The organism is Photorhabdus sp. CRCIA-P01, assembly GCF_003545805.1.
GTDB classification, from domain to species: domain Bacteria; phylum Pseudomonadota; class Gammaproteobacteria; order Enterobacterales; family Enterobacteriaceae; genus Photorhabdus; species Photorhabdus antumapuensis.
Map to the genome: position 1 here is coordinate 113,303 of NZ_NMQR01000007.1, position 17,011 is coordinate 130,313.

The window sequence follows — 17,011 nt, forward strand, 5'->3', positions numbered from 1 at the left end:
CCTAAACGGGGCCTGAACTTTGCACGCATATACACCACACTCAAAGTCCACTTTCTTACCTGCCCAACGCTCGTTATAACAGAGATACTTTCTTTTCTAGTGAGTCCGATTGCCCACTATAAAATATCAACCCTCTTCTTTTTCATAGTATACATATGTAACAAATGCAACTATTTCAATTCGTTATTGTTAATAAACCACATTACTTACAATGCAATTATAAATTTTGTTATTGCATAACAATGACCATTTAAATAAATAATAACGTAACGAAATAGTTGATGGTTAAATGGTGTTTTTTACCTGACCGTTATTTTCAACCTAATTTCAGACCGCTATCAGAAGTTACCTATGTTGCCTTTATTTCGATGGATATCAATGACCTTATTTATATCCATGATACTCAAGCCAGCATAAATGTTTTATTGACCTAACATTTAAAAGGAATAAACATGAACATACTCAAGCCAGAATATCAACGCGCATTGGGTGCAGATTTTAATAATCTAACCGATATTTGCCATCTCTCTTTTGAAGAGCTTCGCAAAAAAGTGAAGGACAAACTCTCATGGTCACAGACCCAGAGCTTATATTTCGAAGCACAACAAGTACAAAAGGATAATCGCCTGCATGAAGCCCGCATTCTGAAACGTGCCAATCCTCATTTACAAAGTGCGGTCCATCTTGCCCTGACAACACCTCATGCCGACCAGCAAGGTTATAATAGCCGATTTGGCAACCGCACTAGTCAATATGCAGCCCCTGGCGCCATTTCTTCCATGTTTTCTCCCGCGGCTTATTTGGCTGAACTTTATCGTCAAGCACGGAATTTACATGACGAAAATTCTATTTATCATTTGGATACACGGCGTCCGGATCTACAATCATTAGTGCTCAGCCAGAAAAATATGGATACGGAGATTTCCACGCTTTCTCTGTCTAATAACATGTTGCTAGAGGGTATTAAAACTCAGCCTGATTTGGGCAGCCACGCTAAGGTGATGGAAAAATTATCTACTTTCCGCACTTCTAGCTCTCTGCCATATCACGATGCTTATGAAAGCGTGCGTAAGGTTATTCAATTACAGACACCTATCTTTGAACACGTTAGTACATCACCAGAAACGACTATTGATGAATTAAAGTATCAAGCTTCTCTGTTGGAGATTAATGCTTCTGTCTCCCCTGATTTATTTAATATTTTGACAAGCATGGCTACAGAAGACAACGTTCAAGACCTTTATCTGCTGAGCTTTGGTGATATTAAACCTTCTCTAATGATCAGACCAGAACAGTTGAAAAATTATTATCATCTGACAGATCAAGAAGCCGACCAATTTATTAAGAAGGAAGAGATTACACGAGTACATGAACTGATAGAGAATGAAGAGAGTGAAGATTGTGAAAAACCAGCTAAATACTATTTGCTGAGACTCAATAAATTTATTAGTCTTTCAAGGATAACAAAACTCCCCCTAACCATTATTCAAAGCATTATTCTTAGTAGTACCGATGAATCTCCACCTGAAAAATATAAAGATGATGAAACATATGACATCATAGAAGCTCCTGCCCCCCCACAATACAATGAATTTCGTGACAAGCCAGATATTAATACAAAGGTATTAAAGAAAGCGTTTCGTGTTAAATACTATATGCAACGTTACGGTGTTGATGCCAAGACTACGTTGAGATTGTGCAAAATATCAACTTTAGAAGATGATAATACTACCCATCCTTCTCCCCCAGATCTAGCCAAATTACTAGCAGATATCCATCAATTAACTATTAATGAGCTAGATTTACTGCTGGTTGCCATAGGCAAAGAAAGAATAACCGATTTACCCAAGATCAATGAGACTGATCTAATCACGCTAATTGATAAACTCTATGCCGTTACCCATTGGCTATGTACACGGAAGTGGAGCGTATATCAGTTATTTGCGATGACCACCACTGACTATAACAAAACTCTAGTCCCGGAAATACACAACTTACTCGATACTGCATATAACGGTCTGCAAGATTTTGACAAGAAAAAGGTAAAAACCAAAGAAGAGCTGTTAAAAGCCATATCTCCTTATATCGCCCCCGCTTTGCAATTACCATCTGAACATGCGGCATATTCCATACTCACCTGGGCAGATAAGCTGGAACCCGGCACAGGAAAAATGACAGCGGAAAAATTATGGAACTGGTTGCGGAAAAATCCCGTTACAGCTCAACCTGAATTCCAAAAACAAGCTGAACCCGTGGTCCAGTATTGCCAGTGTCTAGCACAACTGGCACTGATTTACCGTTCTATCGGCCTTAACGAAAGTACCTTACGTCTGTTTGTGACAAAGCCGCGACTCTTTGTTATCAAAGCCAAAGCAACTGAGACAACTGGAACAATACCAGCACATGATGTATCAACACTAATGACACTAATGCGTTTTGCTGACTGGATTAACTCATTAGGTGAAAATGCCTCTTCTGTACTGACCGAATTTGAAAAAGGAACATTAACAGCAGAACTATTGGCTAAAGCCATGAATCTTGATGAAAATCTGCTGTCGCAAGCCAAAACTCAGGCACTAACTAATTTCTCCAACTGGCCATCCATTGATATCATCCGACAATGTATTAGCATCTCGCATCAATTGAACATCTCTCCACAAGACGTTTCTGAGCTGGCTAAAATGCTGGTCACAGAATCGCCCTCCAATGACTACACTCAATGGGAAAACGTCGCTGCGATATTAACCGCCGGGCTGGACACCCAAAAAGCCAATACTCTACATGCGTTTCTGGATGAGTCTCGCAGTACCGCGTTAAGCGCGTACTCTATTTATTTTCATAACCAAAAAGATCGAGAAGAAAGAAAACATACGGTAATTAAAAACCGGGATGACCTATATCAATACTTACTGATCGATAACCAAGTTTCCTCTTCCATCAAAACCACGGAGATTGCGGAAGCTATCGCCAGTATCCAACTGTATATTAACCGCGCGTTGAAAAATATGGAGGGAGATACTGTCACAAGTGTTACCAGCCGCTCATTCTTCACCAACTGGGATAAATATAACAAACGCTACAACACCTGGGCCGGTATCGCTAAACTCCTTTACTACCCAGAAAATTACATCGATCCGACGCTACGTATTGGTCAGACAAAAATGATGGATGCACTACTGCAATCCATCAGCCAAAGCCAATTAAATACCGATACCGTAGAAGATGCCTTTAAATCTTACCTGACATCATTCGAACAGGTGGCTAATCTGGAAATCCTCAGCGCCTATCATGACAACATTAATAATGACCAAGGATTGACCTATTTTATCGGACGCAGTAAAACAGAAGTCAATCAATATTATTGGCGCAATGTGGATCACAATAAATTCAGCGAAGGTAAATTCCCCGCTAATGCCTGGAGTGAGTGGCACAAAATTGACTGCCCAATTAACCCCTACAAAGATACTATCCGCCCGGTAGTCTACCAATCCCGCCTGTATATTACCTGGCTGGAACAGAAAAAGACGGCTAAACAGGAAGGTGACAAAACCACCTCTGGTTATTATTATGAATTGAAACTAGCACATATTCGTTATGACGGTACCTGGAATACACCGGTCACTTTTGATGTGAATAATAAAATATCTACTTTAAAATTGGGTAATGAAGCCCCCGGATTTTATTGTGCAGGTTATCAGGGTGAAGACACTTTGCTAATCATGTTTTATAGCAAAAAAGATAAATTGGATGATTATACTGCTGTTTCAATGCAAGGATTATATATCTTCTCCAATATGTCTTCCAAAGATATGTCCTCTGAACAGAGTAATAGTTATCGGAATAACAGCTACAAACACTTCGATACAAACAATATCAGAAGAGTAAATAATCGTTATGCAGAAAAATACGAGATCCCCTCGTCAATAAATAATAATGGTTATGATTGGGAAGAGCACTACCTCAGTATGGTGTATGGCGGAAATATTTCAGCCATCAGCCTAGAATCTACATCAAATAACTTAAAAATCCGAATTTCACCAAAGTTAAGAATTATTCATAATGGATATGAGGGTCAGCAACGCAATCAATGCAACCTGATGAAGAAATACGGTAAGCTTGGTGATAAATTTATTATTTATACTACGCTAGGTATTAATCCAAATAACTTATCAAATAAAAAATTCATCTATCCTGTTTATCAATATGGGGACACTACCAAAAAAGGGAAGCTACTATTTTATCGGGATAGTACCACTAACTTTGTAAGAGCCTGGTTCCCTATTCCTGGATCACAACAAGCACAAGAAATATCCACAGATAATATCAGTGGTAATGATGGCTATATCACCCATTCGCTTACAGACGAAGGATTATTCACAAAATATTTCTATATGGATGACCACGGCGGTATTGATACCGATGTTTCTGGACCAATAAACATCAATACAACCATTCTCCCGGAAAAAGTTCAGGTAAAAGTGAATTCTGGCAGTCAGAGTAATCAGCAGAACACTTTTACAGCTAAAACACACGGTTCTAATACACCATTACCCAGCTTCGAAGAGATGATTTATCAGTTCCGTCCTCTCGAAATAGACGTTTCGAATCTGAATTTTATTAATAATTCAGCGAGTGTTGATATCACCTTTACCGCATTTGCTGAGAAATTTGACGGTGATAATAATGATCGTAAGCTGGGAGAGGAACATTTCAGTATTCCTATTACTAAGAAAGTCAATACGGATGATGTCCTATCCCTTCACAGCGATCCTAGCGGGGCGCAATATATGCAGCGGGGAGACTCTCATATTCGCCTTAATACGCTATTTGCCCGTAAATTAATTAGCCGCGCCAACGCTGGCATTGACACTATTTTGAGCATGGAAACTCAAAATATTCAGGAACCTAAATTAGGGGAAAATTCACCTAATGCTACGGAACCAATGGACTTCAACGGCGCCAACAGCCTCTATTTCTGGGAACTGTTCTACTATACCCCGATGTTGATTGCTCAGCGTTTGCTACACGAACAAAACTTCGATGAAGCTAATCGTTGGCTGAAATATGTCTGGAATCCGGCTGGCTATATTGTCAATGGTCAAATGCAGCATTACCGTTGGAATGTCCACCCATTACAAGAAGACACCAGTTGGAACGATGATCCACTGGATTCGGTCGATCCTGATGCTGTAGCGCAACATGACCCAATGCACTACAAAGTCGCCACCTTTATGCGCACCCTTGATCTGTTGATCGAACAGGGAGATTACGCCTATCGCCAATTGGAGCGGGACACACTCGCCGAAGCCAAAATGTGGTATATGCAGGCGCTACATCTATTGGGTGATAAACCTCATCTACCCCTCAGTTCAACATGGAGTGATCCAACGCTAGAAAAGGCCGCAGATCTTGAAAAACAACAGGCGCATGCCAAAGCAATAGCAGATTTACGACAAGGCCAGCCTACAAGTGGAAGCAACACAGATCTTTTCCTGCCACAAGTCAACGAAGTGATGCTGAGCTACTGGCAGAAACTAGAACAACGGTTGTATAACCTGCGCCATAACCTCTCGATTGATGGTCAACCTTTACATCTGCCTATTTTCGCAACCCCGGCAGATCCAAAAGCGTTGCTCAGCGCCGCTGTCGCCAGTTCACAAGGAGGAAGCAATCTTCCGTCAGAATTTATATCAGTGTGGCGTTTCCCACATATGCTGGAAAATGCCCGCAGTATGGTCAGTCAGCTAACCCAATTCGGCTCCACGTTACAAAATATTATCGAACGTCAGGATGCCGAGGCATTAAACACGCTGTTGCAGAATCAGGCGGCAGAACTGATATTGACCAATCTCAGCATACAGGACAAGACCATTGAAGAGCTGGATGCTGAAAAAACGGTACTGGAAAAAACCCGCGCCGGCGCCCAGTCGCGTTTTGATAGCTACAGCAAATTCTACGATGAAGATATCAACGCGGGCGAGAAACAGGCAATGGTGTTGCGTGCTTCCGTCGCTGGCATCTCTACTGCCCTTCAAGCATCACATCTGGCGGGCGCGGCACTTGATCTGGCCCCCAACATCTTCGGCTTCGCTGATGGTGGTAGCCATTGGGGAGCAATTGCCCAAGCCACAGGTAATGTCATGGAATTCTCCGCCAGTGTCATGAACACCGAAGCGGATAAAATCAGCCAGTCTGAAGCCTACCGTCGGCGTCGTCAGGAATGGGAAATTCAACGTAATAACGCCGAGTCAGAGCTGAAACAAATCAATGCTCAGTTTCAATCACTGGCAGTACGCCGTGAAGCCGCAGTATTGCAGAAAACCAGCCTGAAAACCCAACAAGAGCAGACTCATGCACAACTGACCTTCCTGCAACATAAATTCAGCAATCAAGCGCTGTACAACTGGCTACGTGGTCGACTGTCCGCCATTTACTTCCAGTTCTATGATTTAGCGGTAGCCCGTTGTTTGATGGCCGAAATGGCCTATCGTTGGGAAGCTAAAGATGCCGATGCACGCTTTATCAAGCCCGGCGCTTGGCAGGGAACCCATGCGGGTTTGCTTGCGGGTGAAACCTTAATGCTGAATCTGGCACAAATGGAAGATGCCCACCTGAAACAGGAGCAGCGCGTACTGGAGGTAGAACGCACCGTTTCGCTGGCAGAAGTCTATGCTAAATTACCGCAAGATAAATTTATCCTGACTCAAGAAATAGAGAAGTTGGTGAGTAAAGGCTCAGGCAGTGTCGGCAAGGATAGTAATAAGCTGGCGTTTAGTACCGATACCAATACCTCCCTAGAAGCGTCCATTTCGTTATCTGCCTTGAACATTAGCAGCGATTATCCGGATTCTATTGGTAAAACCCGTCGTATTAAACAGATCAGCGTTACCCTGCCCGCTCTACTAGGACCCTATCAGGATGTGCAAGCGATATTGTCTTACGACGATAAAACAGGATTAGCCAAAGGCTGTGAAACATTGGCTGTTTCCCACGGTATGAATGACAGCGGTCAATTCCAACTGGATTTCAACGATGGCAAGTTCCTGCCGTTCGAAGGGATTGACGTGAATAAGGGGACATTGACGCTGAGCTTCCCTAATGCGACTCACAAACCCAATGAACCCAAGAAACCGGGCAAACAACAAGCCATGCTGGAGAGTCTGAACGACATCATTCTGCATATTCGCTACACCATTCGCCAATAACGATTTTAATTAAGTGCTAAAACAGGCCCCTAAGCGGGGCCTGCAAGGAGTCTTACATGCAAAATTCACAAGATTTCAGTATTACAGAACTATCATTGCCCAAAGGGGGAGGCGCTATCACGGGAATGGGGGAAGCATTAACCCCCACCGGACCGGATGGCATGGCCGCGCTGTCTCTACCGTTACCTATCTCTGCCGGGCGTGGTTATGCTCCGTCACTCGCCCTGAACTACAACAGCGGCGCTGGTAACAGTCCATTTGGTTTGGGTTGGGATTGCAACGTTATGACCATCCGCCGCCGCACCCACTTTGGCGTTCCCCATTATGATGAAACCGATACCTTTCTGGGGCCAGAAGGCGAGGTATTGGTGGTAGCGGATCAATCCCGCGACGAATCGACATTACAAGGTATTAATCTGGGCGCCACCTTTACCGTTACCGGATACCGTTCCCGTCTGGAAAGTCATTTCAGCCGATTAGAATATTGGCAGCCCAAGACAACAGGCAAAACAGATTTTTGGCTGATATATAGCCCAGATGGACAGGTACATTTACTGGGTAAATCACCTCAAGCGCGGATCAGTAATCCGTCCAAAACGACACAAACAGCACAATGGCTGCTGGAAGCCTCTGTATCACCACATGGTGAACAAATTTATTATCAATATCGTGCCGAGGATGACACCGGTTGCGAAGCTGATGAAATTACGCTCCATCCACAGGCCACAGCGCAACGTTACCTACACATCGTGTATTACGGCAATCGGACAGCCAGCGAAACGTTACCCGGTCTGGATGGCAGCGCCCCATCACAAGCAGACTGGTTATTCTATCTGGTATTTGATTACGGTGAACGCATTAACAACCTGAAAACGCCACCCGCATTTTCGACTACAGGTAGCTGGCTTTGTCGTCAGGATCGTTTTTCCCGTTATGAATATGGCTTTGAGATTCGTACCCGCCGCTTATGCCGTCAGGTATTGATGTACCATCGCCTGCAAGCACTGACTAACCAGATAAAAGATCACAATGAGCCAGCATTGGTTTCACGCCTGATACTCAATTATGACGAAAGCGCGATCGCCAGTACGCTGGTATTCGTTCGTCGAGTAGGACACGAGCAAGACGGTACTGCCGTTACCTTGCCACCATTAGAATTGGCATATCAGGATTTTTCACCGCAACATAACGCTCGCTGGCAGCCGATGGATGTACTGGCAAACTTCAATACCATTCAGCGCTGGCAGCTAGTTGATCTGAAAGGCGAAGGATTACCCGGCCTGTTATATCAAGATAAAGGTGCCTGGTGGTACCGTTCCGCGCAGCGCCTGGGTGAAATTGACTCAGATGCCGTCACTTGGGAAAAAATGCAACCTTTGTCGGTTATCCCTTCCTTACAAAGTAACGCCTCCCTGGTCGATATCAACGGAGACAGCCAACTTGACTGGGTTATCACCGGACCGGGATTACGGGGATATCATAGTCAACGCCCAGATGGCAGTTGGACACGTTTTACTCCACTCAACGCTCTGCCAGTGGAATATACTCATCCACGTGCGCAACTGGCGGATTTAATGGGAGCCGGGCTTTCTGATTTAGTGCTGATCGGCCCTAAGAGTGTGCGTTTATATGCCAATACTCGCGACGGCTTTGCCAAAGGAAAAGATGTGGTGCAATCCGGTGATGTCACACTGCCAGTACCGGGCGCCGATTCGCGTAAGTTAGTGGCGTTTAGTGATGTACTGGGTTCCGGTCAGGCACATCTGGTTGAAGTGAGCGCGACTCAAATCACCTGCTGGCCTAATCTGGGACACGGACGTTTTGGTCAACCTATTACCCTTCCGGGATTCAGCCAACCAGAAGTGACGTTTAATCCTGCTCAGGTTTATCTAGCCGACCTAGATGGCAGCGGCCCAACTGACCTGATTTATGTTCACACAAACCGTTTGGATATCTTCCTGAATAAAAGCGGCAACGGTTTTGCCAAACCAGTGACACTGCCCTTCCCGGAAGGTCTGCGTTTTGATCATACCTGTCAGTTACAAGTGGCCGACGTACAAGGGTTAGGCGTAGCCAGCCTGATACTGAGCGTGCCACATATGGCTCCCCATCACTGGCGTTGTGATCTGACCAACGAAAAACCGTGGCTACTCAGCGAAATGAACAACAACATGGGGGCTCATCATACCTTGCGTTACCGTAGTTCCGCCCAGTTCTGGTTGGATGAAAAAGCCTCGGCACAGTCTGCCGGACAAACACCGGTTTGTTATCTACCCTTCCCGGTACACACCCTACGGCAAACGGAAACAGCGGATGAAATTAGCGGCAACAAATTAGTCACGACACTGCGTTATGCTCGTGGCGCCTGGGATGGACGTGAGCGGGAATTTCGCGGATTTGGTTATGTTGAGCAGACAGACAGTCATCAACTGGCCCAAGGCAACGCGCCAGAACGCACCCCACCCGCGCTGACCAAAAACTGGTATGCCACCGGATTGACTGTAATAGATAACACATTATCGACAGAGTATTGGCGTGGCGATGATCAGGCTTTTGCCGGTTTTTCATCACGCTTTACGACTTGGAAAGATGACCACGATGTTCTGCTAACACCGGAAGATGATAACAGTCAGTACTGGCTAAACCGGGCACTGAAAGGTCAACTGCTACGTAGTGAACTGTACGGGAAGGATGACAGCGCACAGGAAGAAATTCCCTACACGGTTACTGAATTTCGTCCACAAGTACGTCAGTTACAGCAGGCAGATAGCCAATACCCTGTACTTTGGTCATCTGTAGTTGAAAGCCGCAACTATCACTACGAACGTATCGCCAGCGACCCGCAATGCAGCCAAGAGATTACGCTATCCAGTGATCTATTTGGTCAACCGCTAAAACAGGTTTCGGTACAGTATCCACGCCGCCAGCAACCGGCAATCAGTCCGTATCCTGACACGTTGCCTGATACTTTGTTAGCCAACAGCTATGATGACCAGCAACGACAATTACGACTCACCTATCAACAGTTCAGCTGGCATCATCTGACCGACAATACCGTTCGGGTGTTGGGATTACCAGATAGTACTCGCAGTGATATCTTCACTTACAGTACTCAAGATGTACCTACCAAAGGTTTAGATCTGAAAATCCTGAGTGGTGAAAATGGTCTGATTGCGAATAATAAACCACGTGAATACCTCGGCCAGAAAAAAACCGTTTATACCAATGGGCAAAATGCAACGCCATTGCAAACGCCAACACGACAAGCGCTGGTTGCCTTTATCGAGACAACGGTATTTAGTCAATCCACACTATCAGCGTTTGATGGGAGTATCCCATCGGCTCAATTGTCAACGACGCTGGAGCAAGCCGGATACCAACAAACAAATTATCTATTCCCTCGCACTGGAGAAGATAAAGTCTGGGTAGCCCGTCATGGCTATACCGATTACGGTACAGCCGCACAGTTCTGGCGCCCGCAAAAACAGAGCAACACCCAACTCACGGGCAAAATCACACTAACCTGGGATGCGAACTATTGCGTTGTAACACAAACCCAGGATGCGGCTGGACTGACAACCTCAGCCAGATATGACTGGCGTTTTCTGACCCCGGTACAACTCACGGATATCAATGACAATCAACACCTTATCACGCTGGACGCACTGGGCCGGCCAATCACACTGCGCTTTTGGGGAACTGAAAACGGCAGGATGACCGGTTACTCTTCACCGGAAAAAACATCGTTTTCTCCACCATCCGATGTGGACGCCGCCATTGAGTTAAAAAAACCGCTCCCTGTAGCACAGTGTCAAATCTACTCCCCCGAAAGCTGGATGCCAGCATTAGGTCAGAAAACCCTCAATAAACTGACGGAGCAAGACCGGAAAAAGTTATATAACGCCCGAATCATCACCGAAGACGGACGTCTCTGCACACTGGCTTATCGCCACTGGGCACCAAGTCAAAAGGCAGACCCTCAACTCATTGGCCTGTTAAACAACGGTCCCCGTTTACCTCCTCACAGCCTCACATTGACTACGGATCGTTATGACCATGATCCTGAGCAACAGATACGCCAACAGGTAGTATTCAGTGATGGCTTTGGCCGCTTGTTGCAAGCGGCCGCCCGACATGAGGCAGGCATGGCCTGGCAACGTAACGAAGACGGCTCTCTGATTATAAATGCTAAACATACAGAGACTCGTTGGGCAGTGACTGGACTGACGGAATATGACAATAAGGGACAACCGATACGCACCTATCAGCCCTATTTCCTCAATGACTGGCGATACGTCAGCAATGACAGTGCCCGGCGGGAAAAAGGAGCTTATGCAGATACCCATGTCTATGATCCCATTGGCCGAGAAATCAAGGTTATCACCGCAAAAGGTTGGTTCCGTCGCACCTTGTTTACTCCCTGGTTTACTGTCAATGAAGATGAAAATGACACAGCCGCCGAGGTGAAGATGTAACTTGATCAATCCCGCCTGGTTAACAGGCGGGAAACATAGATAGAGGTGAAAGGTGTTGCTCATAATACCGTCAGATACTCAACTTATTATCTGGTTGATCATTGGTTTTATTGCGGCCTGGGGCGGATTAGTAAGGTACCTCATTGATATGCAAAACAAACAATATAAATGGAGTTGGATCAACGTATTCTGTCAACTCATCATCTCCTGTTTTACCGGTGTACTGGGAGGACTGCTGAGTTTTGAAAGTGGCGGCAGCATCTATATGACTTTTGCGATTGCAGGTTTATTCGGCACAACAGGAAGTACCGGATTGAACTGGCTCTGGCGCCGCCTCGTTATGCATCATCATGATCATGGCGGAAAGCAATAAAGCATTCCTGCTGCCACAACAAACCATTTGTCTCCAGTTAAACCGGGAAAATTATCTACTACACTATCGTAGGAAAACTGATATGTAGAAAAACTAACATACAGACAAAAACTGCAATTGCAGAAAAGATGACACACAACCCCACAACAACGAGGTAACTCATGAAAAACATTGATCTCAAACTTTATCAAAAAACCCCGGTTGTCAACGTCCACGATAACCGTGGCCTGACGATCCGTAACATCGATTTTCACCGTACCACCGCAAACGGTGATACCGATATACGTATTACCCGCCATCAATACAATGCTCACGGACACCTAAATCAAAGCATCGATCCGCGCCTATATGAGGCCAAGAAAACCAACCGTGCGATCAAACCCAATTTTCTTTGGCAGTATGATTTGACCGGTAATACCCTACGTACAGAAAGCATTGATGCAGGCCGCACTGTCACCCTGAATGATATTGAAGACCGTCCGTTACTGACGGTAACTGCAACCGGCGTCATACAAACCCGACAATATGAAATTTCTTCCCTGCCCGGGCGTCTGTTATCTGTTACCGAACAAGCACCGGAGGAAAAAACATCCCGTATCACCGAACGCCTGATTTGGGCTGGCAATACCGAAGCAGAAAAAGACCATAACCTTGCCGGCCAGTGCGTACGCCACTATGACACGGCGGGAGTTACCCGGTTAGAAAGTTTGTCACTGACCGGTACTGTTTTATCTCAATCCAGCCAACTATTGATCGACACTCAAAAGGCAAACTGGACAGGTGATAACGAAACCGTCTGGCAAAACAGGCTGGCTGGTGACATCTACACAACCCTGAGCACCTTTGATGCCACCGGCGCTTTACTCACTCAGACCGACGCGAAAGGGAACATTCAGAGGCTAGCCTATGATGTGGCCGGGCAGCTAAGCGGGAGCTGGTTAACCTTAAAAGGCCAGACGGAACAAGTGATTATCAAATCCCTGACCTATTCCGCCGCCGGACAAAAATTACGCGAGGAACACGGCAATGGTGTTATCACCGAATACAGTTATGAACCGGAAACCCAACGGCTTATCGGTATCAAAACCCGCCGTCCGTCAGATGCCAAAGTGTTGCAAGACCTACGCTATGAGTATGACCCGGTAGGCAATGTCATCAGTATCCGTAACGATGCAGAAGCCACCCGCTTTTGGCACAATCAGAAAGTGGTGCCGGAAAACACTTATACCTACGACTCCCTGTATCAGCTTATCAGTGCCACCGGGCGGGAAATGGCGAATATCGGTCAACAAAGTAACCACTTTCCCTCCCCGGCTCTACCTTCCGATAACAACACCTACACCAACTATACCCGCACTTATACTTATGACCGTGGCGGTAACCTGACTAAAATCCAGCACAGTTCACCGGCTACGCAAAACAACTACACCACGGATATCACGGTTTCTAACCGGAGCAATCGCGCAGTACTCAGCACACTGACCGAAGATCCGGCGCAAGTAGATGCTTCGTTTGATGCAGGAGGACATCAGAACACCTTGATGCCAGGCCAAAACCTGAACTGGAATACTCGCGGTGAGCTGCAACACGTAACACTGGTGAAACGGGACAAGGGCGCCAATGATGATCGGGAATGGTATCGTTATAGTGGTGACGGGAGAAGGATATTAAAAGTCAATGAACAACGGGCCAGCAACAACACTCAAATACTGCGCATAACTTATTTGCCGAGCTTAGAACTCCGTCTAACACAAAACAGCACGACCACAACCGAAGATTTGCAAGTTATCACCGTAGGAGAAGCGGGCCGGGCACAGGTACGAGTATTACATTGGGAGAATGGCAAGCCAGCGGATATCAGCAATAATCAGCTACGTTACAGCTACGATAATCTTATCGGTTCCAGTCAACTCGAATTAGACAGCAAAGGAGAGATTATCAGTGAGGAAGAGTACTATCCTTATGGCGGAACCGCATTATGGGCAGCAAGGAATCAGACAGAAGCCAGCTATAAAACCCTCCGTTATTCAGGCAAAGAACGGGATGCCACCGGGCTATATTACTACGGCTATCGGTATTACCAACCGTGGGTAGGACGGTGGTTAAGTGCTGATCCGGCGGGAACAATCGATGGGCTGAATTTATATCGGATGGTGAGGAATAATCCAGTCAGATGGAAAGATACTGATGGAAGAATACCAAGGGATAATTTACCGCCCCCACCGCCTCCAGGAACCAGTAACGCATTACCGCTACCCCCACCACCCCCACCGGGTGTAGCTCCTCCACCGCCTTTACCAGGTATAGCTCCCCCACCACCAAGCGTTGGGGCAATAGGAGGGATGCCAAATTTAAGTTCCCTGACAGTCAGCAAAACGTTTTCTCCGATAGTTCTACCGGTACCAGAGTATATTCCAAGTGAAATGCGGACTAAGCGCTGGAAATCTGCTGAACATGTCGATTTAAATCAACTTGCTAGTACGATTAGTGAAATATCTGGAGAAAAAGAAAGGCCGATTAATTTAGTTGACAGCACTCTGGAAGAGGTCAGTAATAAGACGGGAATCCCTTTTAACAGTGAAATATTAACAGCAAATCCTGCTGCATGGACATCCCCGGAAGGAATAATATACATGGCGACAGATTCACCCGATTACTCTCAGAATGGAGAATTGGATATTGATAAAATCAGATCAACGATTATCCATGAGAGCTTACATTTTTCATCACATAAACACGTAGGTTTTCAAGCAGAGACAGACACCAGCGTTCAAAATACAAATTATGACGAATATGTCACCGACTACTTTGCTGCTCAAGTTTATAAAAAAATGTATCCCAATAGGCCCTATAAAACAGGATATTTCACAACAGATGTTGGAGGGCGCTTTAAAGTCTGGGGGGGCAATCTTGTAGAATTTATGACGCAATCTGAACACACTACATTAGATAGCATTAAGCAAGGTTATTTTGGTGGAAAAATGCCATTGAATAAACTTAAAGATAAAGCGCTAGATACATGGAAAAATTATTCTAAGAATGGAAGACCTCCAAAAATTTAAATTGTATATTCTTTCCTATTGATATTAAAAAGTGGCCGTCTATGCGGCCACTAAATTTAATAATAAAACAGATCACTGTCATCTACCAAGAATATCTAATGATTGTATTGTTAAAGGCTCATCGTCAAGAATAAGCCATGAGAAGATATTTATCTCATGGCTGTTTTTTTAACATTGAATTAACAATATTATTATTTTACTATAAATATCAAATAATTAAACATCATCAATTCATATGGGATATATACCCTTCATCTTTCAAGCTGCTGCTTTGTTGGCTACTTTCACTCACCCCAGTCACATAGTTATCTATGCTCCTGGGGATTCGTTCACTTGCCGCCGCGCTGCAACTCGAAATCTATTAGGTATAAATCACTCATTTACATCCAACTCTAAAATATCAAATCAGAAATTAATGAATTTAATGGTTCTTTATATTTATTTCTGAGAGCATAAGCACAATACCTTACCGATAGTGCTGGACGTGATTCAAAATTCAGAAATGCTATACCTTTATCAATATGGGCAGAATAGCGCATTTCATTGGGTGTCATTAAACTTATCGCCACACCCGCTTTTACCAATTCTAACCTATTAGTAAAATCAGGGACCGACAATAACGCTAAATTCTGGTATTCAGGCAGATAATTCAATAGCATAAAATTATCGCATTGTTTTAAAAAGGCACTATTATGCTGAACCAAAGGAAAACTAGATATTATTTCATCAGCATGACTTTCCGGTTCTAAAATATCATTGGATACGGCAAGAGACAGAATTTGATAAGCACCATCTATCCTGATGATATCATCATTATCTGGATAACATTCAGTCGTCACATAAACTGTTATATCGCCTTTCATTAAGGAAGAAAATACCGCATCTTGTCTTATCAAATCATCAATTAGAAAATTACTGATTATACAAATATCGCGGTAATGATAACGTTGCACCGCTCTTTTTACGACCGTAGATATCTTATTAACATATTCTCCACTTGTGCCAATAACCAATTTATCTCTGTTTGATAATTTATAATTTCTACGACAATTCCAATTATCCTCAACTTTCTGGATCCTTTCATAACACGGCAGCAACTCTTGATATAGTGCCTTGCCCTCCTCCGTGAGCTTGGTTTTTCCCGGTAGTCGCTCAAATAATTGGTACCCCACACGCTGTTCCAGTTGATATACGAGCCTGCTAAGTGGAGAGGGGGTAATACAAAGCGTATCCGCGGCTAACGTGAATGACTCTTTCTTAGCTGACTCCATAAAATACTTTAGTTGCTTTGAACAAAATATCATCACATACCCTCTTGTTTTCATTCCAGAAATAGAATATTAACCATAGAACATGACAACGATGTTTCTACTTTGCATTCTTTTACATTAGGACATGCGTTAATGGACATTGAATTTCACCACTTCCATGCTTAATATTTATTTAATACTTATATAAGTATTATAAAATAAATATCATTTACCACTACATTAGTGGTAATTATTTTAATGAAAAATAACATTACCTTATTGAACATAAATATATCTCATTATCATTCATATTTTACACTTCAATTAGTTACAAAGATCCCGATAATATTTACATTAAATGAATCTCAGTATAACATTAAATAAACTACATAATTAACACTAACCACAACTGAATTTCACTATTCTTTCATTGCTCATCAATCATAATGTCAACAATAACAGCTTATTCCCTCCAGCTTTGATCAAAAAACAATTGCAAATTTTGCGGCTGCTTTTTTTGCAACAGCTATTTAAACAAAACAGTGAGATAGTGATTATCCTCATCTTTCTATAGAACGGAATCATTCTCTATATTGTACAGAGATCACACGGATGTTTCATTTACCTTATGATTTAAAAGGAATAA

General features: G+C 44.0%; 5 protein-coding genes. 4 read left to right on the plus strand and 1 reads right to left on the minus strand.

Annotation, left to right across the window (positions count from 1 at the left end; genetic code table 11):
• Window positions 1-452: 452 nt before the first annotated feature.
• From D3222_RS06995 to D3222_RS07010, 4 genes are all read left to right on the plus strand, one after another.
• Window positions 453-7,205 (plus strand): neuraminidase-like domain-containing protein, encoded by a 6,753-nt coding sequence (locus tag D3222_RS06995; RefSeq protein WP_118985516.1) that lies wholly within the window; start codon window positions 453-455, stop codon window positions 7,203-7,205.
• A gap of 56 nt (window positions 7,206-7,261) precedes the next feature.
• Window positions 7,262-11,680, plus strand: coding sequence for a SpvB/TcaC N-terminal domain-containing protein (locus D3222_RS07000; RefSeq protein WP_118985517.1), 4,419 nt, complete (start codon window positions 7,262-7,264; stop codon window positions 11,678-11,680).
• Between the two features lie 52 nt (window positions 11,681-11,732).
• The gene (locus D3222_RS07005; protein ID WP_118985518.1) at window positions 11,733-12,053 is read left to right on the plus strand and encodes a phage holin family protein; all 321 of its coding nucleotides are present in this window, start codon (window positions 11,733-11,735) and stop codon (window positions 12,051-12,053) included.
• Between the two features lie 161 nt (window positions 12,054-12,214).
• Window positions 12,215-15,115 (plus strand): RHS repeat domain-containing protein, encoded by a 2,901-nt coding sequence (locus D3222_RS07010; protein ID WP_118985519.1) that lies wholly within the window; start codon window positions 12,215-12,217, stop codon window positions 15,113-15,115.
• A gap of 392 nt (window positions 15,116-15,507) precedes the next feature.
• Here the strand turns inward: D3222_RS07010 and D3222_RS07020 are convergent, their stop codons facing one another.
• Entirely contained in the window at window positions 15,508-16,419 is a 912-nt protein-coding gene (locus D3222_RS07020) for a helix-turn-helix domain-containing protein (protein ID WP_118985521.1), read from the minus strand.
• Between the last annotated feature and the right edge of the window lie 592 nt (window positions 16,420-17,011).